This is a genomic window from Variovorax sp. LjRoot290 (genome assembly GCF_964253985.1).
GTDB lineage: Bacteria > Pseudomonadota > Gammaproteobacteria > Burkholderiales > Burkholderiaceae_C > Variovorax.
The window spans coordinates 1610155-1634350 of record NZ_CAXURW020000001.1 but is presented as its reverse complement, the minus strand read 5'-3'; the positions used below and the strand labels follow the sequence as shown (position 1 = coordinate 1634350).

The 24196-nt window shown below is 67.3% G+C and carries 26 protein-coding genes; 15 read left to right on the top strand and 11 right to left on the bottom strand.

What is annotated here, in order from left to right; translation table 11 throughout:
• Positions 1-147: 147 nt before the first annotated feature.
• The 7 genes from ACSQ9A_RS08235 (at position 148) to ACSQ9A_RS08205 (ending at position 6970) form a co-directional block, all read left to right on the top strand.
• Positions 148-891: a protein-L-isoaspartate(D-aspartate) O-methyltransferase gene (locus ACSQ9A_RS08235; protein WP_170855455.1), complete on the top strand. Its 744-nt coding sequence runs from the start codon at positions 148-150 to the stop codon at positions 889-891.
• A gap of 7 nt (positions 892-898) precedes the next feature.
• Entirely contained in the window at positions 899-3298 is a 2400-nt protein-coding gene (locus ACSQ9A_RS08230) for a spermidine synthase (RefSeq protein WP_436303298.1), read from the top strand.
• A gap of 12 nt (positions 3299-3310) precedes the next feature.
• Entirely contained in the window at positions 3311-4252 is a 942-nt protein-coding gene (locus ACSQ9A_RS08225; RefSeq protein WP_436303297.1) for an aldo/keto reductase, read from the top strand.
• 4 nt (positions 4253-4256) lie between these two features.
• Complete coding sequence (locus ACSQ9A_RS08220; RefSeq protein ID WP_436303296.1) at positions 4257-4904, top strand: DUF6064 family protein; 648 nt, start codon at positions 4257-4259, stop codon at positions 4902-4904.
• Positions 4905-4934: 30 nt separating this feature from the next.
• Entirely contained in the window at positions 4935-5849 is a 915-nt protein-coding gene (locus ACSQ9A_RS08215; protein ID WP_436303295.1) for a protein NO VEIN domain-containing protein, read from the top strand.
• Positions 5850-6226: 377 nt separating this feature from the next.
• Positions 6227-6436 carry a hypothetical protein gene (locus tag ACSQ9A_RS08210; protein ID WP_139191603.1) on the top strand — a complete coding sequence of 70 codons (210 nt, stop codon included), beginning with the start codon at positions 6227-6229 and terminating at the stop codon, positions 6434-6436.
• Between the two features lie 51 nt (positions 6437-6487).
• The gene (locus ACSQ9A_RS08205) at positions 6488-6970 is read left to right on the top strand and encodes an adenosine-specific kinase (RefSeq protein ID WP_093101974.1); all 483 of its coding nucleotides are present in this window, start codon (positions 6488-6490) and stop codon (positions 6968-6970) included.
• A 23-nt stretch (positions 6971-6993) separates the two neighbouring features.
• On the opposite strand, the gene ACSQ9A_RS08200 is transcribed toward ACSQ9A_RS08205, so the two are convergent.
• Entirely contained in the window at positions 6994-7782 is a 789-nt protein-coding gene (locus ACSQ9A_RS08200; RefSeq protein ID WP_436303294.1) for a DUF899 domain-containing protein, read from the bottom strand.
• Between the two features lie 231 nt (positions 7783-8013).
• Here ACSQ9A_RS08200 and gcvA point away from each other — a divergent pair, with 231 nt between their 5' ends.
• Positions 8014-8913 (top strand): transcriptional regulator GcvA, encoded by a 900-nt coding sequence (gcvA, locus tag ACSQ9A_RS08195; protein WP_436303293.1) that lies wholly within the window; start codon positions 8014-8016, stop codon positions 8911-8913.
• Here gcvA and ACSQ9A_RS08190 read toward each other — a convergent pair.
• From ACSQ9A_RS08190 to ACSQ9A_RS08155, 8 genes are all read right to left on the bottom strand, one after another.
• Positions 8910-10112, bottom strand: coding sequence for a CaiB/BaiF CoA transferase family protein (locus tag ACSQ9A_RS08190; protein ID WP_436303292.1), 1203 nt, complete (start codon positions 10110-10112; stop codon positions 8910-8912). The two genes, gcvA and ACSQ9A_RS08190, sit on opposite strands and share 4 nt — an antisense overlap.
• A 20-nt stretch (positions 10113-10132) precedes the next feature.
• On the bottom strand, positions 10133-10534 hold the full coding sequence (locus ACSQ9A_RS08185) for a PaaI family thioesterase (protein ID WP_436303291.1): 402 nt from the start codon (positions 10532-10534) through the stop codon (positions 10133-10135).
• Complete coding sequence (locus ACSQ9A_RS08180) at positions 10531-11526, bottom strand: tripartite tricarboxylate transporter substrate binding protein (protein ID WP_093101967.1); 996 nt, start codon at positions 11524-11526, stop codon at positions 10531-10533. Before ACSQ9A_RS08180 ends, ACSQ9A_RS08185 begins: the two co-directional genes overlap by 4 nt.
• A gap of 23 nt (positions 11527-11549) precedes the next feature.
• On the bottom strand, positions 11550-12356 hold the full coding sequence (locus tag ACSQ9A_RS08175) for an enoyl-CoA hydratase/isomerase family protein (RefSeq protein WP_436303290.1): 807 nt from the start codon (positions 12354-12356) through the stop codon (positions 11550-11552).
• Between the two features lie 9 nt (positions 12357-12365).
• The gene (locus ACSQ9A_RS08170) at positions 12366-13130 is read right to left on the bottom strand and encodes an SDR family NAD(P)-dependent oxidoreductase (RefSeq protein ID WP_436303289.1); all 765 of its coding nucleotides are present in this window, start codon (positions 13128-13130) and stop codon (positions 12366-12368) included.
• A gap of 1 nt (position 13131) precedes the next feature.
• The gene (locus tag ACSQ9A_RS08165) at positions 13132-14277 is read right to left on the bottom strand and encodes a thiolase family protein (protein WP_436303288.1); all 1146 of its coding nucleotides are present in this window, start codon (positions 14275-14277) and stop codon (positions 13132-13134) included.
• Positions 14274-14636 carry a Zn-ribbon domain-containing OB-fold protein gene (locus ACSQ9A_RS08160; RefSeq protein ID WP_436303287.1) on the bottom strand — a complete coding sequence of 121 codons (363 nt, stop codon included), beginning with the start codon at positions 14634-14636 and terminating at the stop codon, positions 14274-14276. The genes ACSQ9A_RS08165 and ACSQ9A_RS08160 overlap by 4 nt, the downstream gene beginning before the upstream one ends.
• Positions 14637-14776: 140 nt before the next feature.
• On the bottom strand, positions 14777-15577 hold the full coding sequence (locus ACSQ9A_RS08155; RefSeq protein ID WP_436303286.1) for an alpha/beta hydrolase: 801 nt from the start codon (positions 15575-15577) through the stop codon (positions 14777-14779).
• A gap of 164 nt (positions 15578-15741) precedes the next feature.
• Between ACSQ9A_RS08155 and ACSQ9A_RS08150 the strand changes: the two genes are divergently transcribed.
• Both ACSQ9A_RS08150 and ACSQ9A_RS08145 read left to right on the top strand, forming a co-directional pair.
• Positions 15742-15939 (top strand): hypothetical protein, encoded by a 198-nt coding sequence (locus tag ACSQ9A_RS08150; RefSeq protein WP_436303285.1) that lies wholly within the window; start codon positions 15742-15744, stop codon positions 15937-15939.
• A gap of 31 nt (positions 15940-15970) precedes the next feature.
• The gene (locus tag ACSQ9A_RS08145) at positions 15971-18172 is read left to right on the top strand and encodes a phosphocholine-specific phospholipase C (RefSeq protein ID WP_436303284.1); all 2202 of its coding nucleotides are present in this window, start codon (positions 15971-15973) and stop codon (positions 18170-18172) included.
• A gap of 52 nt (positions 18173-18224) precedes the next feature.
• On the opposite strand, the gene ACSQ9A_RS08140 is transcribed toward ACSQ9A_RS08145, so the two are convergent.
• Positions 18225-19697, bottom strand: coding sequence for an MFS transporter (locus ACSQ9A_RS08140; RefSeq protein ID WP_436303283.1), 1473 nt, complete (start codon positions 19695-19697; stop codon positions 18225-18227).
• A 321-nt stretch (positions 19698-20018) separates the two neighbouring features.
• Between ACSQ9A_RS08140 and ACSQ9A_RS08135 the strand changes: the two genes are divergently transcribed.
• Together ACSQ9A_RS08135 and ACSQ9A_RS08130 are read left to right on the top strand one after the other, a co-directional pair.
• Positions 20019-20405, top strand: a complete 387-nt coding sequence (locus ACSQ9A_RS08135) for a hypothetical protein (RefSeq protein WP_436303282.1) — start codon at positions 20019-20021, stop codon at positions 20403-20405.
• Positions 20406-20453: 48 nt separating this feature from the next.
• Complete coding sequence (locus ACSQ9A_RS08130) at positions 20454-20810, top strand: DUF1161 domain-containing protein (protein WP_436303281.1); 357 nt, start codon at positions 20454-20456, stop codon at positions 20808-20810.
• 25 nt (positions 20811-20835) lie between these two features.
• Here ACSQ9A_RS08130 and ACSQ9A_RS08125 read toward each other — a convergent pair whose 3' ends face one another.
• Positions 20836-22245: a serine hydrolase domain-containing protein gene (locus ACSQ9A_RS08125; protein WP_436303280.1), complete on the bottom strand. Its 1410-nt coding sequence runs from the start codon at positions 22243-22245 to the stop codon at positions 20836-20838.
• Between the two features lie 204 nt (positions 22246-22449).
• Between ACSQ9A_RS08125 and ACSQ9A_RS08120 the strand changes: the two genes are divergently transcribed.
• The 3 genes from ACSQ9A_RS08120 (at position 22450) to ACSQ9A_RS08110 (ending at position 24184) form a co-directional block, all read left to right on the top strand.
• Positions 22450-23409 carry a LysR family transcriptional regulator gene (locus tag ACSQ9A_RS08120; protein WP_436303279.1) on the top strand — a complete coding sequence of 320 codons (960 nt, stop codon included), beginning with the start codon at positions 22450-22452 and terminating at the stop codon, positions 23407-23409.
• A gap of 154 nt (positions 23410-23563) precedes the next feature.
• Positions 23564-23689 carry a hypothetical protein gene (locus ACSQ9A_RS08115; RefSeq protein ID WP_436295798.1) on the top strand — a complete coding sequence of 42 codons (126 nt, stop codon included), beginning with the start codon at positions 23564-23566 and terminating at the stop codon, positions 23687-23689.
• A 78-nt stretch (positions 23690-23767) separates the two neighbouring features.
• Positions 23768-24184, top strand: coding sequence for a DUF6006 family protein (locus ACSQ9A_RS08110; RefSeq protein WP_436303278.1), 417 nt, complete (start codon positions 23768-23770; stop codon positions 24182-24184).
• The last annotated feature ends 12 nt before the right edge of the window (positions 24185-24196 follow it).

Genomic DNA, 24196 nt, shown 5'->3' with positions numbered 1-24196 from the left:
TCCTCCAATCTGGGTAGAGCCAAAGACCTAAGGCAAAGCCCTAGGCCGGCACCGAAGAGGCGCCATGCAAGCCCAGCGGCAGGGCACGGGGCAGCACGGCCTGGAGGGGTGGACCGCGCTCCCGCGCGGGGCCATGATCGGCAAACGATGGCCGCACTCACCGTCCGCCTCGTTGTCGTTGCCGCCGCGCTCCTGTTGGCCGTGACAGGGGGCCGGTCCGCCGCGGCCGACGCGTTCGCGGCCGAGCGCCAGCGCATGGCGCAACAGATCGCGGCACACGCGCGCGAGACCCACGCCGACACCGGCAAGCGCGCCTTCGACGCGCGCGTGATGGAGGTCATGGCGAAGGTGCCGCGGCATGCCTTCGTTCCCGCCGACCAGCTTCCCTACGCCTACCTGAACCGGCCGCTGCCGATCGGCCACGGACAGACCATCTCGCAGCCCTACATCGTCGCCTTGATGACCGACCTGGCCCGCGCGGAGCCCGGCCACAAGGTGCTCGAGGTCGGCACCGGCTCCGGCTACCAGGCCGCGGTGATGGCGCAGCTGGCCGGCGCGGTCTACAGCATCGAGATCGTCGAGCCGCTCGGTCTGGCGGCCAGGGAGCGGCTGCAGGCGCTGGGCTATCGCAATGTCGAGGTGCGCCTGGGCGACGGCTACCACGGGTGGGAAGAGCATGCGCCCTACGACGCCATCCTCGTCACCGCCGCGGCCAGCCACATCCCGCCGCCGCTCATCCGCCAGCTCAGGGCCGGCGGCCGGATGGTGATTCCGGTGGGCGCGGCCTTCATGGTCCAGCAACTGATGCTGGTCGAGAAGAACGCGGACGGGACGGTCTCGACGCGGCAGATCCTGCCGGTGGCCTTCGTGCCGCTGACCGGCAAGCGTTGAGCCGGCGATGGCCGCGACACGCGCGCCGCTGATCGCCGTGGCGCTGATCTCGGCCGCCGCGCTGGCCTACGAGATCGTGCTGATGCGGCTGTTCTCGATCATGCTGTGGCATCACTTCGCCTACATGATCATCAGCCTCGCGCTGCTGGGCTGGGGCGCCAGCGGCGCCGTGCTGACGCTGGCGCAGCATGCGGTACAGCGGCACTTCGCGCCGCTGTTCTGCGCATCCGCCGCGGCTTTCGGGGCCGGCGCCGTCGGCTGCTTCCTGCTCGCGCAGCGCGTGCCCTTCAATCCGCTGGAACTGCTCTGGGATCCGCGCCAGCCCGCGAACCTGCTGGCGATCTACCTGCTGCTCCTGCTGCCCTTCCTGTGCGCCGGCGCCTGCGTGTGCATGGCCCTGTCGCGCTTTCGCGGCAAGCTGGCGCGCATCTACAGTTTCGACATCCTGGGTGCGGGGGCGGGCAGCCTGGGCATCGTGGCCTTGCTGTTCGTGCTCTCGCCGGCCGAGGCCTTGAAGCTGATCGGCGCGCTGGGATTCGCTGCCGCGGCGGTGGCATGGCTCGAATGCGGCCGTCCCAGGCGTTGGCCGGCGCTGCTGCCGATGCTGCCGGCTGCCTTGCTCCTGCTGCTGCCCGCAGTCTGGATCGCGCCCGCCATGTCGCCGTACAAGGAGCTGTCGCAGACCTTGCGCATTCCCGAAGCCCGCGTGATCGAGGAGCGATCGAGCCCCCTCGGGCTGGTCAGCGTGCTCGAGAGCCCGCGCATTCCGCTGCGGCACGCGCCGGGCTTGAGCCTCAACGCGACGGCGGAACCGCCGCCGCAGCTCGCGGTCTTCGTCGACGGCGAGGGACTCAACGCGCTGACCCGCTTCGACGGGCGGCGCGAGAGCCTGGCCCATCTGGACCAGATCAGCTCGGCACTGCCCTACCACCTGCTGCGCCGTCCGCACGTGCTGGTGCTGGGGGCCGGCGCCGGGGCCGACGTGCTGCAGGCCCACTACCACGGCGCGAGCCGGATCGACGCGGTGGAGCTCAATCCGCAAGTGGTCGAGCTGGTGCGGGACCGCTTCGCGGAGCATGCGGGCGGCCTCTACGGGCACATCGCGCGCGTGCATGTGGCCGAAGCGCGTGCCTTCGTCGCGGCCAGCGACGAACGCTACGACCTGATCCAGGTGGCGCTGCTCGATTCCTTCAGCGCTTCGTCGGCCGGCCTCTACGCGCTGGCCGAGAACCATCTCTACACGGTCGAAGCGCTGCAGGACCAGTTGCGGCACCTGCAGCCCGGCGGCCTGCTCGCGATCACGCGCTGGGTCACGCTGCCGCCGCGCGATGCGTTGAAGCTCTTCGCCGCCGCCGTGGCGGCGCTGGAGCGCTCGGGCGCCACCGATCCCGGATCGCAACTCGCGCTGGTGCGCAGCTGGAAGACCAGCACGCTGCTGGTGAAGAACGGCGTGTTCGGCAGCGAGGACATCGCGGCGATCAAGGCCTTCTGCGCCGCCCGCTCCTTCGACCTCGGCTTCTATCCCGGCATGCGCCCGGAGGAGGCGAACCGCTACAACGTGGTCGAAGGTCCCGACCTGTTCGATGGCGCGACGGCGCTGCTCGGTCCGGGCCGGGACGCGTTTCTCGAGGACTACAAGTTCCACATCGCGCCGGCAACCGACGACAGGCCGCACTTCTTCCACTTCTTCAAGTGGCGCTCGCTGCCCGAACTGCTGTCGCTCAAGGAGCAAGGCGGCCTGCCACTTCTGGAATGGGGCTACCCGGTGCTCGTGGCGACGCTCGCTCAAGCGGCGATCGCGAGCCTGCTTCTCATCGGCCTGCCGCTGGCCTGGGTCGGCATCCGGCAGAGCGCCAGGCGCATGCCGCCGCTCGCCGGATCGCGCGGCCGCGTGTTGGTCTACTTCATGGCGATCGGCTTCGGCTTCATGTTCATCGAGATCGCGTTCATCCAGAAGTTCGTTCTGTTCCTCGGCCATCCGCTCTATGCGGTGGCGGTGGTGCTGTTCGCCTTCCTGTTGTTCGCGGGCATCGGCAGCCGCGTCGCCGCGCGTGCCGTGCCGGTGGCGGCGGTGGCCGGCGCCATCGCGCTCGCGGCAGTGCTGTGCCTGCTGCTGCTTCCCTTGCTCTTCCGCCACGCGATGGGGTGGCCGGAGGCGGCGCGCATCCTGCTCTCTGTCGCGCTCATCGCGCCGCTGGCTTTCTTCATGGGCATGCCCTTCCCGCTCGGCCTGGCGCGCGTGGAGGCCGCGGATGTCCGGCTCGTTCCCTGGGCCTGGGGCATCAACGGCTGCGCGTCGGTCACCGGCGCGGTGCTGGCCACGCTGCTCGCGATCCATCTCGGGTTCACGGCCGTGGTGCTGGCCGCGCTGCTGCTCTACGGGCTTGCGGCTGCGGCGCGTCCTTGACACCATGCACGCATGCCCACCGGTCATTGCCACGCTTCAATGCGCCGCGAGCTCCTGAAGAAGGGGCTCGCGGTACTGGCGCCGGCCCTGCTGTGGCCGGCGCGCGGCCGCGCCCAGCCGACGGCCGCCCCCGCGACCCGGCCGATCCCTTCGACCGGCGAGCAGTTGCCCGTGGTGGGCCTGGGCAGTTGGATCACCTTCAACGTCGGCAACGACCGCGTCGCGCGCGATGCCTGCACCGAGGTCATGCGCGCCTTCTTCGAAGCCGGCGGACGCATGATCGATTCGTCGCCGATGTACGGCTCCTCGCAGGCCGTCATCGGCGAAGGCCTGGGCCGCATCGGCAGCGCGGCGCGCGTGTTCGCGGCCGACAAGGTCTGGATCGGCTCGCGCGCGCGCGGGCCGGGCCAGATCGAGGAATCGCGCCGCCTGTGGAGGCTTTCGCGCTTCGACCTGCTGCAGGTGCACAACCTGCTCGCCTGGGAAGAGCACCTGACTACGCTGTTCGCGATGAAGGCGGCCGGCCGGCTGCGCTACGTCGGCATCACCACCTCGGAAGGCCGGCGCCATCGCGAGATCGAATCGATCATGCGCAGCCAGGCTATCGACTTCGTGCAGATCAGCTACAACCTGCTCGACCGCGAGGTCGAGGAGCGCATCCTGCCGCTGGCGCGCGAGCGCGGCATCGCGGTGATCGCCAACCGGCCTTTCCGCGAAGGTGCGCTGCTGCGCGGGTTGCAGCGCCATCCGCTGCCGCCCTGGGCGGCCGAGATCGGCTGCGACGGCTGGGCGCAGTTCGCGCTCAAGTTCATCGTCTCGCATCCGGCCGTGACCTGCGCCATTCCCGCCACCAGCAGCGTGGCGCACGTGCGGCAGAACATGGGCGCGGCCCTCGGCCGCATGCCCGATGCCGCGATGCGCCGGCGCATGGTTGCGCACGTCGAGGCGTTGTAGCCGCATGTGGGAGTGGTGGAGCTACCGGCCGTCGGATTTCCTGCTGTTCTCGGCGCGCACCTACCATCGGCTCTTCGAGCTCTACAACGCCGAGCTCTGGCCGGCGCACCTCCTCGCCCTGGTGATCGGGTTGGCGGTGCTGTACACAGCGCTGCAAGGCGGGGTGCAGGCGGCGCGGGTGGCCTGCCTGCTGCTCGCGGCCTGCTGGCTGTGGGTGGCCTGGGCCTTCCATCTGCAGCGCTACGCCGCCATCAACTGGGCGGCGACGGGGTTCGCCGCGGCCTTCGCGATCGAGGGCCTGCTGCTGCTCCTGTTCGGCGTGTTCGGCGCACGCATTCACATCCGGACGCAGCGCGGCTGGAGCGGCAATCTCGGCCTCGGCCTGCTCGTCTTTGCGCTCGTCATCCAGCCCTGGCTCGGCATGCTGCTCTTCGGCAGGCCGTGGCGCGAGGCCGAGCTGTTCGGCATGGCGCCGGACCCGACCGCGCTCGCGACACTGGGCCTGCTGCTCCTCTTGCGGCCGCTCGCACCGTTGGCATGGATGCTGTGGCCGATCCCGCTGCTGTGGTGCCTGATCGGCGCGACGACCCAGTGCACGCTTGCGGGAGTCATGGCTATTTCCAGCATCGACTACGGTCCGCGGCATACTTGAACCGGTCACAACTCGCCTGAATCCTACCGAATGGACAAAGAAGTCGACCCCGCAGTGCTTGCGGTCATCAATGAAAAGCGCCTGTTAGGCGAGAAGCGCACCCCCGTCGACATCATCGCCAAGATGGGTGTGTTCGAAGCGAGGCAGAAAGCGTCCGACTACGCCTGGCTGGCGACGGGCGACAACGTCATCGCAACCATTTGGGCCGAGTTCGTGAGCATCGGAGCCGGCGGGCGGTGGTTCTATCTCGAGTCTCTGGATACGCAGCATCGGATTGGCGGCGGAGAGCGCACCGCTCTGCAAATTCAGCGCGCCGAAGACAGACTCAAATTGCTCAAGCGCTCGCTGGACGCAGCTCAGGGGTTCCGGGCCGTACTGCAGACGAACCGGGTACCCATCCTCGATCTGGAAAACGACAAAGCCGCCAAGGTTTCGATGCGGGTGGCGGATGACGAAGAATGGCACGTCGCCGCGTGGGATGCCGATCAAAGAGTTGCACTGCTGGTTCGCGGCCGACGTGGGTGGCTACCGACCGAGGAAGACTTGCAAGCTGCCCGGGCGCGGGGTGGCGTGCCGGCTGTGGCGCCGGAGGGCCCATCGGGCCAGGCATCTCGAGAAGAGGTCCAGGCAGCCGCGATTGCCTACCTGACGCGTCACTTCGCAGGCTACGGGTACAAGACCGAGAACGTGGCAGGCCAGAACCTTGGCTACGACATCGAGGTGTCGGACAAGAAGGGCGTCACTTTGCTCAAGCTCGCGGTGAAGGGCACCTCGGCTGGGATGGCCGGCTTCCAGCTCACGGGTGAGGAGCGCGCGTGCGCAAAGCGGGGGGATCCCTGGCGGCTTGCGGTGGTCACGGACGCGCTCGGCCCCACGGCGCAGCACAAACTCTACAAGCCCTCCGAGGTTGACAAAGCACCCGGCCTCGAACCGCTGCTTGAATAGCAAGCGTTGACGTCGCCCACGGAAGGCGTCGACGTGAGTGGAATCGCTCCGGACTTCAACCGCATGTTGGCGACTTACGAAGAAACCCGCCATCGGGGCGGGTTTCAGGGCGATGCGGGAGGAAGGGGCGAACCCCTTGGAGCAAAGCTCCCGTGGCGGGATGAGCCACTGAGTCCACCGTTGCATCACCAAGGTCTGATCGGCCCGTGCACAGGAAGTTCCGCGCCATTTCGCCGTCGGAGCGGCGTCGCGGGGAAACGCGCTGCGCAGGCGTACAGTCGCGTGTCGGCATGTCGTTTCTGTGCGCGTCTCGGCTACTGATGGAGACCTTACCCGCCTGTCGGGTATGTCACCAACCCTTTCATCGGAGGGTGCCCATGAGCGAAAGATCCCAAATCGACGAAGCACGCTTTGCGCAAGCCGTGCATCTCGTTGCCGCAGCCGTGTCCGCCAGTTCGCTGAGCAGCGATCGGAGCTTTGATGCGCAAACTCACCAAGACGTCCTTCGAGTGGCGCTGATTCGCGCCTACCAGACGCTTGGGGATGCGCGTGACGAGATTGAGGGTCATTTGCGAGGTCCGGATTGACCTGGTGGACCAGACCCTCCCGACAGGGGTCGCAATGCAAAGGAGACTGCCATGGAACTGACAACCGTCCCGATCGACAAGCCGACGGACCTCAACTTCATCCTCGGCCAGTCGCACTTCATCAAGACGATCGAGGACCTGCATGAGGCGATCGTGCAGACAGCGCCCCAGATGAAGTTCGGCATCGCGTTTTGCGAGTCAAGCGGGCCCGCCCTGGTGCGTCGGAGCGGGAATGACGCGGAACTCATCGAGTTGGCGCAAAAAAATGCCCTGGCGCTGAGTTGCGGACATTGCTTCATCGTCTTCATGACCGGCGGATTTCCGATCAATATCCTCAACACGATCAAAGCGGTACCGGAGGTTTGCGCCATCTACTGCGCGACGGCCAATCCGGTGGAGGTCATCGTGGCCGACACCGGGAACGGGCGAGGAATTCTCGGTGTTGTCGATGGCGCCACGAGCAAGGGAATCGAAACCGAGGCCGACGTCGAAGCGCGCAAGAAGATGCTGCGCCAGTTCGGCTACAAGCTCTGAGCGGCGAGCAGGCGCGGTCCAGCTCAGCTCGGGTGTTGGTTCCGGAACGCCGCCTCTCCGGCATCCGACACCTCGACCCACTTCTTGTCGGGCGCCGCGTCTGCGACGTAGTTGTCGTGCCAGTTCCACCACTTGTAGGTCGGAGTCTGAGGATAGCCCTCGGGGGGCGAGTCTTCCCAGACCTCCTGCCGGCCCAGCGGCGTGATGTCGAGGTAGTTCCAGGTGCTCCCCATCTGCTCGTCGCCGCGGTTGTTGATGAAGTAGGTGCGGAACACGCGGTCGCCGTCGCGGTAGAACACGTTCGTACCGTGCCACTCGTCCACGCCGAAGTCGGCGTCGAAGCTGTCGGTGAGGGTGAACCACGGCATCTCCCAGCCCATCCGCGCCTTCAGCCGCGCGATGTCCGGCTGAGGCGCGCGCGAGACGAAGACGAGGGTGGTGTCACGGGCGTTTAGGTGGGCGACGTGGGCGACCTGGTCGGCCACCATGGAGCAGCCCCGGCACGCGTGGTCGGGCCAGCCGAACACTCCCGGCTCGAAGAAGGCGCGGTAGACGATCAACTGGCGCCGACCCTCGAACAGGTCGAGCAGGCTGGCCTTGCCCGCAGGCCCCTCGAATGCATACGCCGTCTCCACGGCCATCCACGGCATTCGCCGGCGCTCGGCGGCCAGGGCGTCACGCGCGCGGGTCTGGGCCTTTTCCTTCAAGAGCAGCTGCTCGCGGGCCGCCTCCCACGCCTGCGGCGACACGACCGGTGGTGTGTGCATGGCAGGCTGGTCGCCTTTCCGTCCGTTCTCGGTTGGCGTAGTCATGGCAGAAATCTCCTGATTGGGCGAATTCCCGCGCCTCGTGGCTGAAGCGCGATTGCATTCGCTGCTCATCGCTCGTTGGTCGTGAGACAGTTTGGCACCGGAAATCGAACGCTGGGAGTAACAAGTGTGGCGGGATTCCGATGGAGTAGTTGGATGGCTCGGCGACCCACTCCGGTCTTCGACAGCCTGCTTCGTATTTGAGATTTTCGCAATCGAGGCTAGGCTGGCGGCATGGACCGCCTGCCCCCGCTGAATGCCTTGCGCGCCTTCGAGGCCGCGGCGCGGCACCTGAGCATCACCGTCGCTGCGGGCGAACTGCACGTCACGCCCGGCGCGGTGAGCCGCCAGATCAAGCTGCTGGAGGACACGCTGGGCCTGCAGCTGTTGCACCGCGGGCACCGGCAGATCTCGCTGACGCGGGCCGGCGCGGACTACTTCCGTGCCGTGACCAAGGCCGTCGATGCGTTGCGCGAGGCCACCCGGCGGCTCACGCGACGCACGCAGCGCAAGCAGCTCAAGGTGCGCTCGTACACGACCTTCGCGATGCGCTGGCTCATTCCGCGGCTTTCCGGATTCCACCAGGCCCATCCGGACATCGAGGTGCTCCTGACCGCCTCGCTGGACGAAGTCGACTTCCGCAAGGAGGATCTCGACGCGGCGATCCGCCTGGGCGACGGCAAGTGGCCCGGCGCGAACAGCCACATGCTGGTTGCCAACATCCTCGCGCCGGTGTGCAGCCCCGAACTCCTCAAAGGCCGCACCAAGCTGCGCAAGCCAGCAGATTTGCGCCACTTCACCTTGCTGCACTCGATCGCCCGGCCCGACGACTGGGGCTACTGGCTGGACGCCAACGGCGTGGCGCCGCAGGTCGACAGCGCTGCGGGCATGACCTACCAAAGCTCCGCGATGGCCTATGCTGCCGCCATCGAAGGACAAGGACTGGCCATGGCACAGCTTTTCCTGGTCGAGGACGACCTGCGCGAGGGCAAGCTGGTCATGCCCCTCAAGAAGACGCTCGACATGGGCAGCTATACCTACTATCTGCTGACGCCGGCCGGGCGGCCGGAGAGCGCATCCATGAAGCAGTTCCGGACCTGGATGCTCGCGCAGTTCGCGCTGGCAGAGGCCTAGGACGCCGGGCAGGACACGACGCGATGCGCGAGCAGTCGCTCGATGTGCATCGCGTCGTAACCCGCCGCCGCCAGGATCTCGCGCGTGTGCTGCCCTCGGCGCGGCGCCGGCGCGTGCGGCAGGCGGTTGGTCTCGGCGCTGTTGATCGGGAAACCCGGCGTCCGGACCGCGCCTGCGGCCGGATCGTCGAGCGTGGCGATCATCTGGTTGGCGGCCACCTGCGGATGCCGCTCGACATCGCCGTAGTTCGCGACGCGCGCACACAGGATGTCGGCGGCGTTGAGTTCGGCCAGCCAATGGTCGGTCGAGCGGGCGCGGAATGCCTCGGCCAGGGCGGCACGCATCACGCCGCGGTGGGCCACGCGCAGGGGCGAGCTGGCGAAGCGTTCGTCGCCGATCAGTTGCGGAAGTGCCAGCGCTTCGCACAGCCGGTCCCAGCGCCCGCCGTTGTACGCGGCCACCATGATCCAGCCGTCGGCGGTTTCGAAAGCCTCGTTGGGAGCCGAGTACGGCGCCGCGCTGCCCATGCGCTGCGGGAGCTCGCCATCCGAGAGATAGCTGGTGAACGAAGACTGCTGCAATGCAAGGGCCGCGTTCATCAGGTTCACGTCGAGATAGCCGCCCTGCCCGCTTTCCGTGCGCTGCTGCAGCTGGGCCAGCACGCCCACGCAGGCCACATAGCCCGTGACGACGTCGACCACCGGCGCCTGCACCTTGCCCGGCTCGGCGCCCGGCGATCCGATCAGGCTCATCAGGCCGCTGTCGGCCTGCAGGATGCCGTCGACGCCGGCGCGGTCGGCATACGGTCCGCTCTGTCCGTAGGCGGAGATGGAGCAGTACACCAGGCGCGGATGGTCGGCCGCGAGCTGCGTGTAGCCGAGGCCGAGCCGCTCCATGACGCCGGGCCGCATGCTTTCGATCACGACGTCGGCTTGCGCGATCAGCGTGCGAGCGACGGCCATGCCTTCGGGGGCCTTGAGGTCCAGGCACAGCCCGAGCTTGTTGCGGTTGAAGGCGTGGAACAGCGCGCTGTCGTCGCCGATCCACGGCGGGCCGAGCGTGCGTCCGAGTTCGCCCTCGGGCGCCTCGACCTTGATCACGCGGGCGCCCATGTCGGCCAGCAGCATCGAGCAGGTGGGCCCGGCGCCGATCTGCGTGAAGTCGATGACCTTCAGGCTCTCGAGTGCAGTGCGCAGCATGGCGATGTCTCCTTCATGGTTCAGTTCGGCTGGCGCCTGAAAGCCCCTTGGGCCGTGGCGATGACGGTGCCGTCGTCGGCGACCAGCTCGGCACTCGCGAAGTAGACGCGTCTGCCGCCGCCTGTCACGCGCCCGCGCGCCTGGACTTCGCCCCGGTTCGCACGGGCGAGATAGCTGATCGACAGCGTCAAGGTCAGCGCATTGACCGGCGCCGCTTCGCCGTGCGCCATGAGTCCGGCGTAGCCGCAGGCCGCATCGAGCAGCGTGGCGGTCACGCCGCCCTGAAGACTGGCCTGGCGGTTGAGATGCCGGTCCTCGAGCGCGAGCGCCAGGCTGCATCGGCCGGAACTCCATTCGACGAGCCGGATGCCCAGGTGCTCGAGCAGCGGGTTGTCGAGCTGCAACGCAGGACCGGCGCTCATTGCTCGATCTTCAGCTTGAGTTCGCTGACCAGGCGTGCCCAGCGAAGCAGGTCCTTGTCGAGCAGCTGCCTGGCCTCTGCGGGACTGGAAGAGCGGGTCTCGAAACCCTGCTTGGCCAGGCGCGCCTGGACCTCGGGGGTCTTGAGCGCTTCCACCACCGCGGCATTGAGCTTGTCGATGACCGGCTTCGGGGTCTGCGCCGGAGCGAGCAGGCTGTACCAGAGCGAGGCCTCGTAGTTCTTGAAACCGACCTCGCCGAAGGTCGGAAGCTGCGGCAACGCGGCCGATTTGGCCTGTCCCGCGATGCCGAGCGCGCGCAGCTTGCCGCTCTCGATGAAGGGGAGCACCGAGGCCATGGTGCCGAAAGCCAGCTGCACCTGCCCACCGATCACGTCGGCGATGGCAGGCGCGGTGCCGCGGTAAGGCACGTGAACCAGTTGCGTCTTCGCCATGTTGGCGAACACCTCGCCCGCCAGGTGCTGCGGCGTGCCGTTGCCGGGGCTGCTGTACGCCAGCTTGCCGCTGTGGGCCTTGGCGTACTGCACGAATTCGGCAAGCGTCCGGTAGGGCTCGGCCGGGTTGGCCACGAGCACGATCGGCACCGAGGCCAGCAGGCTGACCGGCGCGAAGTCTTTCTCCAGCTTGAACGGCGTCTTGACACCGATGGCGGGGTTGATGGTCACCTGGTTGGAAGCCAGCAGCAAGGTATACCCATCGGCCGGCGCACGCGCCACGATGTCGGTGCCGAGGTTGCCGCCCGCCCCCGGCCGGTTGTCGACCACCACGGCCTGACCGAGGATTTCCGTGAGGCGCGGAGCGATGGCGCGCGCCAGGATGTCGTTGCCGCCGCCGGGCGCGAACGGCACCACGAGCGTGATCGCCTTCGCCGGATACGGTGGCTGCTGCGCATGGCCGAGCGGCCAGGTGCAGAGCGCGGCGGCCGCGGCCGCGAGCGCCAGCAACGAACGGCGGTGTGTGGGATGGGTGTTCATGCGTGTCTCCTTGGAATCGATGTTCAGCGGCCCACATAGCGGGGCGGGCGTTTCTCGGTGAAGGCCCTGCGGCCCTCGATGCGGTCTTGCGTATCTCGCAGCACGCCCCAGTACAGCTCAGTGAGCTGCTGCGCGTCGGCTTCGCCGAGGTGTGCCGTCTGGCGCGACAGCTTCTTCACGGCCTGCACCGCCAGCGGCGCGTTGCCGGCGATGCGCCGCGCCAGCGCGAAGGCGCGGTCGAGCAGCGCGGCGGGCTCTTCCACCAGCTCCGACACCAGCCCGATGCGCTGCGCGGTGCTCGCATCGATGCGCTCCGCCGTCAGCACCATCTGCATCGCATGCGCCGACGGCACGGCCTTGAGCAGGCGGTGCAGGCCGGACACCGCCGGAATCGAGCCGACGGCCGTCTCCGGCAAGCCGAAGCTCGCGCGGGCCGAGGCAATGCGCAGGTCGCACTGGAGCGCCAGCTCCAGCCCGGCACCGAGGCAATGGCCGTTGACGGCCGCGATGATCGGCTTGAACACGCAGAGGTCGCTCAGGTCCATGAGCCGGATGTACAGGCCCATGTCGGCTGCCGGCGCGGACGCGCGGAACAATGCTTCGGCATACGGTGCAGGCGATATCTGCGTGCCCTTGAGATCGGCGCCGGCGCAGAAGGCCTTGCTCCCTGCGCCGGTGAGGATCGCGACGCGCAGATCGTCGCGATCGCGGACCTCGACCAGGCACCGGCGCAGGTCTCTCAGCGCAGCCAGGTCCAGCGCATTCAACGCTTCGGGCCGGTCCAGCGTGATCAGCGCGACCTGGTCTTTGACATCCAGACGAACGGTCATGAGGAGCTCCTAGACGCTGGGCGATGACAGGCTGCGGCCGCCGCAGACATAGAGGGTCTGCCCGGTCACGTAGGACGCCGCCGGATCGAGGAAGAACTCGACCGCCAGCGCGATGTCGTCCGCCGTGCCGATGCGGCGCACCGGCACCGAGTCCTTGAGCCGTGCCTGCACATCCGGGGCGAAGTTGCGAAACAGCGGGGTGTCGACGATGCCGGGCGCCACCGCGTTGACGGTCACGCCCTTGGCGGCGAACTCGATGGCCAGGCTCCGCGTCAGGCTCACCACGCCGCCCTTGGCCGCCGAATAGTTGGCCTGGCCGAAGCCGCCGAGCCAGGCGCGCGAGGAGAGGTTGACGATGCGGCCGAAGCCGCGCTCCACCATGCCCGGCAGCGCCGCGCGGCAGCAAACGAACTGCGACCGCAGGTTGGAGTCGATGACGATGTCCCAGTCCTCGTCGGTCATCTTCAGGAAGCGCGTATCGCGCACCGCACCCGCGTTGTTGACGAGAAAGTCGACGCGGCCTGCACTTGCAAGAACGCTGGCGAAGGCCGCATCGACGGCCTTGGAGTCGGTCAGGTCCACGGCAACGCCCATGGCCTTGTGCCCGTCTTGTTGCAAGGCGGCCACAGCAGCGTCGAGCGCCGCGCCATCGCGGTCGAGCAAGGCGACGGTAAGGTCCTGCGCAGCGAGCCGGCTCGCGATGCCGAGGCCAATGCCTCGGGCGGCGCCGGTGACCACCGCCACGTGTTCGGGGTTGAATCTACTTTCGCTCATCTCACACTCCCAGCAGGTGAACGGATGACGCGGCATGGTCGACGCCGGCAATGCCGCCGCCGGTGCATTGGGTCAGGCCGACCTTCGCGCCCTCGACCTGGCGTGCGCCGGCCCGGCCTTGCAGCTGCCACATCAGCTCGACCATCTGCGCGACGCCGGTGGCGCCGAGCGGATGCCCCTTGGCGAGCAAGCCGCCGCTGGGGTTCACCGGCACGCGGCCGCCCAATCGCGTGGCGCCGGATTGCAGCAAGGCAACAGCCTCTCCGCGCGGCGCGAGACCCAAGGCCTCGTAGTACAGCAGTTCGGCGATGGTGAAGGCGTCGTGCAGCTCCACCACGTCGAGGTCCTGCGGGCCGAGGCCGGCTTGTTCGTAGGCCTGGCGTGCCGCCCGTGCGGTGATCTCGGCATCCAGGATGTCGTCGTCGGCCTGTTCGCGAATGCCCGACACCACCACGGAAGACAGCAGCTTCACAGGCGTGCGCCCTGCCGGGCGGCGCGTGCGCAGCACCACGGCGGCCGCGCCATCGACCTGCGAAGGGCAGCACTGCAGCAGCGTCAGCGGATCGGCGATCATGCGCGAGGCCAGCACCTCCTCGACCGTGGTCTCGGCGCGCTGCTGGGCGTATTCGTTTAGAGAACCGTGGTGACGGTTCTTCACCGCGACGGCCGCCAGGTCGGCCGGCGTGGCAGATCGCTCATGCAGGAAGCGCGTGCCGCGCATCGCGTACACGGCCGGCAGCACCATGCCCGCCTTTGCATAGAGCTCGGTCTTGTGGTCGTTGCGCTGCAGCGGGATGGTGCCGCCGCCGAGCGCGGTGAGCTGCTCGATGCCGAACACCAGCGCCGTGTCGTACTGCTCGGCCAGCATCGCGTGCCGTGCCAAGTGGACCGCCGTGGCGCCGCTGGCGCAGGCGTTCTCGACGTTGTAGACCGGAATTCCGCCGAAGCCGAGATCGCGGACGATGAGCTGGCCCAGGATCATGCCGCCGAGCACGTTGGCGCAGTAGATGGCCTGGATGTCGCGCGCCTCGACGCCCGCGTCGTCCATTGCCTTCAGGATGGCGTGCTGCGCGAGCTCGGGAGCGAGCACGCCGCTGTGGCGGCCGAAGGGCGTCATGGCGCCGCCGGTGATGAAGATGTCCTTCATGCCGATGCTCCTTCGACCGCCTCGAACACGTAGCCGAACTGCTCGTCTGGCACTGCGCGATAGCGCTCGCCGATGGCCGGGCGCGCCTTGCCTTGCAGCCGGCCGAAGATGCGCACTGGGCCGGGCAGGTCCACATAGCCGAGCGCGTAAGGCGCCAGCCCGCTCTTGGCCGCCGGATGGATGACCGTGAAGCTGTAGACCTCGCCGATCGAGGGCAGTGCGACCGGCGCGTGCCGCGCGGCCAGCGGCGAAGCATCGGGAAAGGCGGGAAAAATCAGCTCGCCGGTATCGGCGGCGCGCGAGGCGAGCAGGCCGGCGTCGGGCTCAGGGCTCCACAGCGGGTAGGGTGCGACGTACATAGATCTCCTTGTGGCCGACACCGCGAAGATGGCATCGGATAGAGCTATGGTTGTCCTTCCGGCGCTCGCCGACAAACGACTTCTGTGGCTCTGTCGCTTGAGGAAATCTCAACTGAGCAAGCGCAAACACCGCTGCGCGCTCAGCGCGCAGTGGCGGCGTCGAGCACGAAGGACGTGGCCTTGCGCCACCATGCATCGTCGACGCGCCCCGGCCAGTCGTTGTGGCCGGCCGCCTCGATCACCACCAGCCGCCTGGGCTCGGGAAGCGCGTCGTAAAGCGCGCGGCCGAAGCGCGCCGGCACGATGTTGTCGCGCTCGGCGATGGCGACCAGAACCGGGCGGCCGAAGGAGGCGAGATGCGCGGCGCTGTCGTAGCGATCGCGCAGCAGCCAGCTCACTGGCAGCCATGGGTAGTGATGGCCCGCGACGTTCTCGAGCCGGTCCCACGGCGTGATCAGCAGCAGGCCCGCCACCTTGTCCCGCTGCCGTGCGGCCGCCGCGGCCGCGACGCCGGCGCCCAGCGATTCGCCGACCACGAGCAGCGGCGCGCCATGCGCTCGATGCGCCTGCACGATGCTTTGTTCGGCATCGTCGACCAGATGGCGTTCCCCCATCTCTCCGCCGCGCGGGCCGTAGCCAGGGTACTCGGCCAGGATCACGCGCAGCCCCAGGCCCGTGAGCGCACGGGCGTAGTACGCGCGATGCCCGGCATGCCCCGCGTTGCCGTGAAAGACGATGGCTGTGCCGCGCGCCACGCCCGCCGGCTCCGCGACCAGGCCGCGGAAGTCCTCCGCCGAAGGCCAGGCCTTCAGTCCGCCGGACACCATGTCCGCGACCGTGGCCTTGGCCGGGAAGTAGAGCAGGCGGTCCTGGAACATGGCGACTCCTGCCAGCCCGATCAGGCAGGCGATGGCGAGCTTCAAGAGCAGTTTCATCGGCATCGCGTTCACTCCGCGCCGCGCGCGAATGGCACAGGGTACCAGGGCGTCATGCGCACGTCGCACAAGCGTCATGGCCGGTTCATGGCGATGACACGGCCGCTGCCTAGTCTTGGCCGCGCCGCTTGCGAACCCGATCCCCGACAACGCCAAAAAAGGAACTCCCCATGCACACAGATGTTTACCTGGCGCGCCTCGCGTGCGCCCTGACCCTGGCCTGCGCGCTGGCCGCCTGCGGCGGCGGCAGCAGCGGCGGCGGCTTCAGCGGCACCGCCGCGGGCAGCACGGCCACCGGTAGCGAAAAGACCGAGACCCCGGTGCAGCCCGCGGCGAGCGACAACGCCGACGTGCGCTACGCGCCCTGAGCCACCTACAACAACATCCAGAGGACCCCACATGAACTCGCGCCGCAAGTTCCTCCAGGGCACCGCCACCACCGGCATCGCCGCCGCCACCCTCGCCGCCTTTCCGCCCAGCATCCGCAAAGCACTCGCGATTCCCGCGCACAACGAAACCGGCACGATCAAGGACGTCAAGCACGTCGTGATCCTGATGCAGGAGAACCGCTCCTTCGACCAGTACTTCGGCACGCTGCGCGGCGTGCGCGGCTTCGGCGACCGCTTCACCATTCCGCTGCCGCAAGGCCGCAACGTCTGGCAGCAGAACAACGCCGCCGGCCAGCCGGTGCTGCCCTACCACCTCGACTTCACCAAGGGCAATGCACAGCGCGTGAGCGGGACGCCGCACAGCTGGGTCGACGGCCAGGACGCCTGGGACGGCGGCCGCATCGAGCAATGGGTGCGCTACAAGACGCCCGCTTCGATGGGCTACTACAAGGAAGCCGAGTTGCCCTTCCAGTTCGCGCTGGCCAATGCCTTCACGCTGTGCGACGCCTACCACTGCTCGATGCACACCGGCACCAACTCGAACCGCATGTTCATGTGGACCGGCACCAACGGCCCCACCGCCGCCGGCGTGGCCTCGCTGAACAACGAGTGGGACTCCATCGACTCCTCCGCCCTCGGCTACGAATGGAAGACCTACCCCGAGCGGCTGCAGGAAGCCAAGGTGAGCTGGATGGTCTACCAGAACATGCCCGACAACTTCGGCGACAACCCGCTGGCGGGCTTCAAGCAGTACCGCAAGGCCAACGAGGCCTCGGGCAAGCCGGTGAGCAACGACGCCCTCTCGCCCGCCTACGACCCGGCCAGCGACGATGCCGGCAACCCGCTGTATAAGGGCATCGCCAACACCATGCCGGGCCCGCTCGGCGACGTGAACGCGTATTTCGAGACCTTCCGCCAGGACATCAAGAACGGCAAGCTGCCGCAGGTGTCTTTCGTCATCGCGCCGGCCACCTACTCCGAGCACCCCGGCCCATCGAGCCCGGTGCAGGGCGCCTGGTACATCCAGGAGACGTTGGACGCGCTCACCGCCGTGCCCGATGTGTGGAGCAAGACCGTGCTGCTGGTCAACTTCGACGAGAACGACGGCTACTTCGACCATGTGCCGTCGCCCTCGGCGCCCTCGCTCAACCCCGACGGCACGCCGGCCGGCAAGACCACGCTGCGCGAGTCCGAGGTCGCCTTCGAGCGCTTCACGCACCCGAACCCGCCCGGCACCACCAGCCAGCCGCAGCCCGACGGCCGGGTCTACGGCCCGGGCGTGCGCGTGCCCCTGTACGTGATCTCGCCCTGGAGCCGCGGCGGCTGGGTCAACTCGCAGGTGTTCGACCACACCTCGATCATCCGTTTCCTCGAGCAGCGCTTCGGCGTCAAGGAACCCAACATCAGCCGCTACCGCCGCGCCGTGTGCGGCGACCTGACGAGCGCCTTCAACTTCAAGAATCCCAACAACGAGCCGCTGCCCACGCTCACGGGTCGCAAGACGCTGGCCCAGGCCGATGCGCTGCGCGCCGCGCAGCAGCAACTGCCCCAGATCGCGCCGCCGGCCAACCCGCTGCTGCCGGTGCAGGCCACCGGCACGCGGCCCTCGCGCGCCCTGCCCTACGAGCTGCACGCGAGCGCACGCAGCAACGCGCTGCACGGCAAGGTCAAGCTCGTCTTCGCGAACAGCGGCGAGGCCGCGGCCGTGTTCCACGTCTACGACAAGCTGAACCTCGACCGGCTGCCGCGCCGCTACATGGTGGAGCCCAACGAGCGCCTCGACGACGAGTGGGCCGCGGCGACCGACAACGCCGGCCTCTACGACCTGTGGGTGCTCGGGCCCAACGGCTTCCACCGCCACTTCAAGGGCGACCTGAACCGCCTGCGCTCGCGCGGCGCACCCGACCCCGAGATCCGCGTGGGCTACAACGTGCGCCGCGGCGACCTACACCTGAAGCTGCGCAACGAGGGCGAGCGGGACTGCGTCTTCACCATCAAGGCCCTGGCCTACCGCAACGACGGCCCGTGGACCGTGCGCGTCAGGGGCGGCGACGATGTCGAGAAGCAGTGGGACCTCGAGGACAGCGGCAACTGGTACGACTTCGAAGTGAGCTGCGACGCCGACCCGGCCTACTTGCGCCGCATCGCCGGCCGCGTCGAGACCGGGCGGCATTCGGTGAGCGATCCGGCGATGGGCAAGCCCACGCTCTGAGGACGAGACGACAAGCGCGCTGCGCCGTGCCTTGCACGGTGCAGCGCGCCGATCAGTCGTCGTATTTGAGATCGCGGTCCTTGGTTTCCCTGAGGAAGATGGTGCCCACCACGAGCGAGATCACCGCAACGACGATCGGATACCAGAGCCCATAGTAAATATCCCCCGATGCCGCGACCATTGCCGTGGCCAGCAGCGGGAGCATGCCGCCGAACCACCCGTTGCCGATGTGATAAGGCAGCGACATCGAGGTGTAGCGGATGCGGGTGGGGAACAGCTCGACCAGGAAAGCGGCAATAGGTCCGTACACCATCGTGACGTAGATCAACATGATGAACAGGATCAGCAGCGTCATCGGGTAGTTGATCTTGCTCTTGTCGGCCGCGCCGGGATAGCCGGTCTTCTGCAACGCCTCCTTGTACTTGGCCTCGTCCCATCCGACCACTTCGACATCACCGATCTTCGTCACGACCTGGGCATCGGCCGCGGCCGGGACCGACTTGAACGAGAGCCCTTGCTTGGTGAGGAAGTCCTTCGCCTTGTCGCAGTCGGAGAACTTGCTCCAGGGGCCGACAAACATGTGGAAGTTGCAGTTGGCGGCGGAGACGGTGATCGGCGTCTTCTCCGAGTAGGCCTCCAGGGCCGGATTGACATAGTGGGTCAGGCCCTTGAACAGCGGGAAATAGGTCACTGCGGCAATCAGGCAGCCGAACAGGATGATCTTCAGCCGGCCGATCTTGTCGGAAAGCGCACCGAAGACAATGAAGAACGGCGTGCCCAGCAGCAAGGACGCGCCGATCAGCATGTAGGCCGTCAGATAGTCGAGCTTGAGCGTGATCGTCAGGAAGAACAGGGCATAGAACTGGCCCGTGTACCACACCACGCCCTGCCCGACGGTGGCGCCCAGCAGGGCCAGCAGCACGTACTTGTTGTTCGGGTACTTCCGGAAACTGTCTCTGAGCGGCGCCTTCGACCCTTTTCCTTCCTCCTTCATCTTCTTGAAGATCGGCGACTCGTTCAGGCGCAGCCGGATATAGATCGAGAACACCAGCAGGATCAGCGACACGAGGAAGGGAATTCTCCAACCCCATTCGGCAAACACCGCAGCATCCATCCACACGCGGCAAGCACCGACGACCGCGAGCGCCATGAAGAAGCCCAGCGTCGCGGCGGTCTGGATCCAGCTCGTGTCGTTGCCTCGCTTGCCCTGCGGCGCATGCTCGGCCACGTAGGTGGCAGCGCCGCCATATTCACCGCCGAGCGCCAGGCCTTGCAGCAATCGAAGGGTAACCAGCAGGATGGGCGCGAGCCAGCCGATGGCCGCGAATGTCGGCAACAGTCCCACTGCAAAGGTCGCGCTCCCCATCACGACGATGGTGACCAGGAAGGTGTATTTGCGCCCGACCAGATCGCCGATGCGACCGAACACGAGTGCCCCGAAGGGCCGTACCAGAAACCCCGCGGCATAGGTGGCGAATGCCGACAACAACGCCGCGGTGTCATTGCCCTTGTCAAGCAGAACCAAACGTCGGCATCCGGGGCAGGTCTCGCGCGCGAGGAAACCGGCGGGATGGATCGCGAGATACAAAACTTACGCGAAGCTGATGACGAGCATCGGTGACCGGCTGACGCCAACGTGAACTTTTGCTCGACTTGCCGTGTAGGACTACACCTACTAATCTTCGGCCATGGTTTCTCCCGGGTGGGCATCAAGGACCAACCCCTTCAGGCCCGCCTCGTGCGGGCCTTCTTTTGCGGACTGCGTCCGACAGGCATCGGGCATCCGTCCCACAGTCCGGCCGCCATCCTGCGGTCACATTGCAGGCTCCGTTCAAAGAGGAGCCCCATGAACACGAAACCAGCTCTGGTCAGTCTTTGGCTGATCGCACTGCTCGGCGCCAGCGCCGCGCTCGCCCAGTCGGCGCCGCCCGGCTCCGATGCCCGCACGGCGAGCGAACGCGCGGCCTGCGATGGCGTGCAGCAGGACAAGGCGGCGTGCCTTCGCGAAGCCGGTGCCGCGCGACAGGAGGCCCGGCGCAACGGCCTCACCGGCTCGAGCGCCACCGGCTACGACGCCAATGCGATGGCCCGATGCAAGCTGCAGCCCGCTGCCGACCAGGCGGACTGCGAGGCGCGCGTGCAAGGCGGCGCGGGCAGTTCTTCCGGAGGCAGCGTCATGGGCGGCGGCGTGATTCGCGAGACGGTGACTCCGGTGCCGGCGCCTTCGCGCTGATCGCTGGACGGGTCCGCCCGGGAAGACTCTCGTTGGAGGCAAGCACCGATGCCAAGACTATCTCTGGCTTTCATCGCACTGGTCTTCGCCGGTTCTGCGAGCGGCGCCAGCAACTGCGATGCCATCCTGTCCCAGATCGATACGAAGATCAGAGCCTCCGGCGTCTCTCGCTTCACGCTCACCACGGTAGACGCCGACGCAATCGTTACCGACAAGGTCGTGGGCACCTGCGATCTTGGAACGAAGAAGATCGTGTACGCGCAGGGCGATTTGCCGGCTTCGCCGCCGAATAGTGACGGATCGGCCTCCGGCGCGCGTCCCTCGCCGCCGCAGCCTCGCAGCGAGCCCATCCTGACCGAATGCAAGGACGGCTCCGTATCGGTCGGCGGGGACTGCAAGAAGTAAGCGGGACCCGGATCAACGCCCGACGCTATGCAGCCGCGGCATCGCCGGTGCGCCGACTCTTGCGGTAGCGCGGAGTGACTTCGGCCAGCATCGCCTCCTTGGACAGCAGTCTTGAGCCTCCAACCCAAAGCTCGGTCGGCGCGCCATTGGGATCGCGCACCCGGCGAATCGTCTCTCCGGGACTGTTGTAGGAAGAAGCTTTGCGGATCACCCCATGATCGTTGCCAGCGATCGCGAACTCGGTGTTCGTGCCATCGAAAGGTAGATTCATCGCCGGCGCGACTTGGCACACCACCTTGCCCATGGGGACAAGATCACTGGCACCCCACATGCTCCACCAGCGTCCCTTCCAGGCCGCCTCCCGTTTGGCTGGCGCACCATGGTGTTGAAACGCCGAAAGGATGCTCGCAATCCCATCGACCCACTGGTAGGACGGGCCATCCTGTGCGTTGCAAAGAACGGTGACCGTGAAACCCGAGGCGGTAAAACGCGCCGTTCTCGAAACGAAGCCTTGCAGGCTGCCGGTGTGGCCATACCACTCCTTGGGCCCGGGCCCGCTCATCATGGTGCCGTAGCCGTAGTACGACTCCTGGGTGCTGCAGTTGTCGCGCCAGCGGCGCTGCATCATGTGGCGGCGACTCGCTGCCGACAGGATGCTCCCTTTGCTTTCCGGCGCGAGTTGCGCAAAGAACCGAGCCACATCCGAAGCCGTCGAGACGAATCCGCCTGCCGGCGCGATCGCATGGCAGACGTTGTCGCCCGGTACGATCAGGCGCTGCCCGAAGGGGAACTCGGCACTGTGCCCATTGGCCATGGGTGCTTTCTTGCGCAGCTGCGGCATGTCGGGGACGGTCTCGTGCAATCCCGCGGCGTCGATCACGTGGCGGGTGATCCAGGCCGGATATTCGCTGCCGCTGACTTCCTCGATCATCAGCCCCAACAGGCCATAGCCATGGTTGGAATACTTGAGCTGAACGCCGGGTGCGAGCGGCTGCTTTCTGGACAACTCCGCCAGCAGCTCGGCGCGGGAAAGAAATGGGCGGCGGTCCGAGAACTGTCCGCTGTCGGCGCCATCGCGAACCACACCGGCACCATGTGACAACAATTCTCCGATCCGGGCGCCCGCGAGGCCCTTGTGCAGGCCGGTTACATAGCGGCCGATCGGATCGTCAAGGCCGATTTTTCCTTGTTCCCGCAGCAGCATGACACCACTCGCAGTGAAACTCTTGGAGTGCGACGCGACGCGAAAGCGATGCCTCGGGGTGAGGGATTCGCCGGTTTCCAGATCAGCGGCACCGAAGGCGAACTCCGCCACGATGTGAGGCCCCTGCGCTATGGCGACAGAGCACCCGGGCTGCCGATAGCGCTCGAGTTGAAAACTCAGCCAATCGGGCACGTAGTCCAGCGCGGCCTTGAGCCAGGCGTTCTTTCTCATGGGTGTCGCCGCTTCGTTGAAAAATGGGGCTGCGGAGTGTAGTCGCAATCCGCAATCGCATCGGAGAACGGTGACCCAATCCACGAATCGCCCGGCGAGTGCGCCCTCGGCATTTCCTGCGGCGATAGTCGCACTTGCCCTAATCTTCGGCGCTTGAAGGTGGTTCACCATCCTCTTCTCGATCTCGTGCGAGCGAGGGCGGCTATGCGCTTCAACAAGCTTGACCTGAATCTGCTGGTGGCACTGGACGCGCTTCTCACCGAGTGCAGCATCAGCCGGGCGGCCGCGCGCGTGCATCTGAGCCAGTCCGCCATGAGTAACGCGCTGGCTCGGCTGCGGGCCTATTTCGGCGACGAGTTGCTGGTGCAGGTGGGCCGCACGCTGGAACTCACGCCCCGGGCCCAGACGATGAAGGAACCCGTGCGCGACGTGCTGATGCGCGTCGACACCGCGATCGCCGCGCAGCCGCAGTTCGATCCCTCACGCTCGGACCGCACCTTCCAGCTGCTGGTCTCCGACTACACCACGGTCACCCTGATGCCGCACCTGCTTGCGCTGGCACGCCGGCAGTCGAGCACGGTGCGCTTCCTGCTCTCGCCGCTGCCGCAACTGGACCAGCCGCAGCGCGCGCTGGGGCGCGGCGAAGCGGACCTGCTGGTGATCCCGCGCAACTATTGCTCGCCCGACCATCCGATCGAAACGCTGTTCGAGGAAGAGTACGTGTGCATGGTGTGGAACAGCAGCCGCTTCGCGCGCGCCGGCACCCTCAGCTACGAGGAGTACGTGGCGGCAGACCACGTCGAGGTGCAGCCCGCCAGCATCGGCCAGCCCACGCTCGAGAGCTGGTTCATGCAGCGTCGCGGCATCGAGCGGCGCATCGAGGTCTGCACCTTCAGCTTCGTCGCGGCGCCCTTCCTGGTTCTGGGCACCGACCGGGTCGCCACAGTGCAGCGTCGCTTGGCGCGCATGGCGCAGCAATTCCTGCCGCTGACAGTGCTGCCGGTGCCCTTGCCGCTGCCTCTGATGGAGCAGTCCATGCAATGGCACAAGTACCGCACCCACGACCCGGCGCTGGTCTGGCTTCGCGGCCTTCTGCATGAGGCCGTCGTGCAGATGGAGGCGCAGCCGCAGGCGGCGGCGCCTGCTGGCGAGGCGCCTGAGTAGCCGTGCGGCCGCACCGGAGCCCGCAATCACTTCGGAGAATGGTGAACCAATCCACGAATCGCGCGGCGAGTATGGTCCATCGTTGCCAATTGGCCATGTGCAGCGCCGGCGCTCGCCCCTAGGATGACAGCGAGTCGTCCGAAAGGAGTTCGCCATGGATACAACGCACGCCAAGCTGCAACCCCGAGACCCGGTGGCAGCCCGGTTGGGGGTCTACATGACCCGGGTCGGCATCGTGATGGTCGCGGTCGTCATCGCGGTCTCGTTCCTGCGCGGGTAGCGCCTTCACGGGATTTCTCGTTCGACAGCGGCTCGGTACGCTGCCTCCAGCCTCATCGAGGCGACAAGGAGCAGCAGCATGACTTCGAACACGACGCGGCGGTCGCTCACGACCTTCTCCCGCGGCCTTGCCCTGTGCTTCGCCCTCTCCGGTCCGGCCCTCGCCAGCACGGTCGGTGGCTGGTGGGGTGGCGCCTGGAACTGCAGCATCGACGGCCGGCCGGCACGCATGACCTGGGTCCCGGTCAACGACACTCAAACCAGTTGCGACGGCGACACCTGCAGCAGCAGCGCGGGCGCGCGCTGGAAGGGAAAGTTCTCGGACAACAACTCGCGCTGGGTGGCGCTGACGCACCCCGAAAGCGACGGGCGCGGCCTGCGCTTCCGCCACGCCGACGGGAACCAGTGGTACCTGGCCAAGCCCTCGGGCAACAGGACCACAGGCTGGACGACCTGGAACCACCAGCGCTACCCGCTCTCGTGCTGGCGCAGCTGATCGGGCGCCGGC

Bases quoted from the DNA above. Each gene is read 5' to 3' on its own strand.
- ACSQ9A_RS08145 (WP_436303284.1), top strand. From the start codon at position 15,971: ATGAACTCGCGCCGCAAGTTCCTCCAGGGCACCGCCACCACCGGCATC.
- ACSQ9A_RS08110 (WP_436303278.1), top strand. From the start codon at position 23,768: ATGACTTCGAACACGACGCGGCGGTCGCTCACGACCTTCTCCCGCGGC.
- ACSQ9A_RS08175 (WP_436303290.1), bottom strand. From the start codon at position 12,356: ATGACCGTTCGTCTGGATGTCAAAGACCAGGTCGCGCTGATCACGCTG.
- ACSQ9A_RS08205 (WP_093101974.1), top strand. From the start codon at position 6,488: ATGGAACTGACAACCGTCCCGATCGACAAGCCGACGGACCTCAACTTC.
- ACSQ9A_RS08150 (WP_436303285.1), top strand. From the start codon at position 15,742: ATGCACACAGATGTTTACCTGGCGCGCCTCGCGTGCGCCCTGACCCTG.
- ACSQ9A_RS08115 (WP_436295798.1), top strand. From the start codon at position 23,564: ATGGATACAACGCACGCCAAGCTGCAACCCCGAGACCCGGTGGCAGCC.
- ACSQ9A_RS08170 (WP_436303289.1), bottom strand. From the start codon at position 13,130: ATGAGCGAAAGTAGATTCAACCCCGAACACGTGGCGGTGGTCACCGGC.
- ACSQ9A_RS08120 (WP_436303279.1), top strand. From the start codon at position 22,450: ATGCGCTTCAACAAGCTTGACCTGAATCTGCTGGTGGCACTGGACGCG.
- ACSQ9A_RS08155 (WP_436303286.1), bottom strand. From the start codon at position 15,577: ATGCCGATGAAACTGCTCTTGAAGCTCGCCATCGCCTGCCTGATCGGG.
- ACSQ9A_RS08130 (WP_436303281.1), top strand. From the start codon at position 20,454: ATGCCAAGACTATCTCTGGCTTTCATCGCACTGGTCTTCGCCGGTTCT.
- ACSQ9A_RS08215 (WP_436303295.1), top strand. From the start codon at position 4,935: ATGGACAAAGAAGTCGACCCCGCAGTGCTTGCGGTCATCAATGAAAAG.
- ACSQ9A_RS08165 (WP_436303288.1), bottom strand. From the start codon at position 14,277: ATGAAGGACATCTTCATCACCGGCGGCGCCATGACGCCCTTCGGCCGC.
- ACSQ9A_RS08200 (WP_436303294.1), bottom strand. From the start codon at position 7,782: ATGACTACGCCAACCGAGAACGGACGGAAAGGCGACCAGCCTGCCATG.
- ACSQ9A_RS08135 (WP_436303282.1), top strand. From the start codon at position 20,019: ATGAACACGAAACCAGCTCTGGTCAGTCTTTGGCTGATCGCACTGCTC.
- ACSQ9A_RS08230 (WP_436303298.1), top strand. From the start codon at position 899: ATGGCCGCGACACGCGCGCCGCTGATCGCCGTGGCGCTGATCTCGGCC.
- ACSQ9A_RS08210 (WP_139191603.1), top strand. From the start codon at position 6,227: ATGAGCGAAAGATCCCAAATCGACGAAGCACGCTTTGCGCAAGCCGTG.
- ACSQ9A_RS08180 (WP_093101967.1), bottom strand. From the start codon at position 11,526: ATGAACACCCATCCCACACACCGCCGTTCGTTGCTGGCGCTCGCGGCC.
- ACSQ9A_RS08185 (WP_436303291.1), bottom strand. From the start codon at position 10,534: ATGAGCGCCGGTCCTGCGTTGCAGCTCGACAACCCGCTGCTCGAGCAC.
- ACSQ9A_RS08160 (WP_436303287.1), bottom strand. From the start codon at position 14,636: ATGTACGTCGCACCCTACCCGCTGTGGAGCCCTGAGCCCGACGCCGGC.
- ACSQ9A_RS08125 (WP_436303280.1), bottom strand. From the start codon at position 22,245: ATGAGAAAGAACGCCTGGCTCAAGGCCGCGCTGGACTACGTGCCCGAT.
- gcvA (WP_436303293.1), top strand. From the start codon at position 8,014: ATGGACCGCCTGCCCCCGCTGAATGCCTTGCGCGCCTTCGAGGCCGCG.
- ACSQ9A_RS08225 (WP_436303297.1), top strand. From the start codon at position 3,311: ATGCCCACCGGTCATTGCCACGCTTCAATGCGCCGCGAGCTCCTGAAG.
- ACSQ9A_RS08190 (WP_436303292.1), bottom strand. From the start codon at position 10,112: ATGCTGCGCACTGCACTCGAGAGCCTGAAGGTCATCGACTTCACGCAG.
- ACSQ9A_RS08235 (WP_170855455.1), top strand. From the start codon at position 148: ATGGCCGCACTCACCGTCCGCCTCGTTGTCGTTGCCGCCGCGCTCCTG.
- ACSQ9A_RS08220 (WP_436303296.1), top strand. From the start codon at position 4,257: ATGTGGGAGTGGTGGAGCTACCGGCCGTCGGATTTCCTGCTGTTCTCG.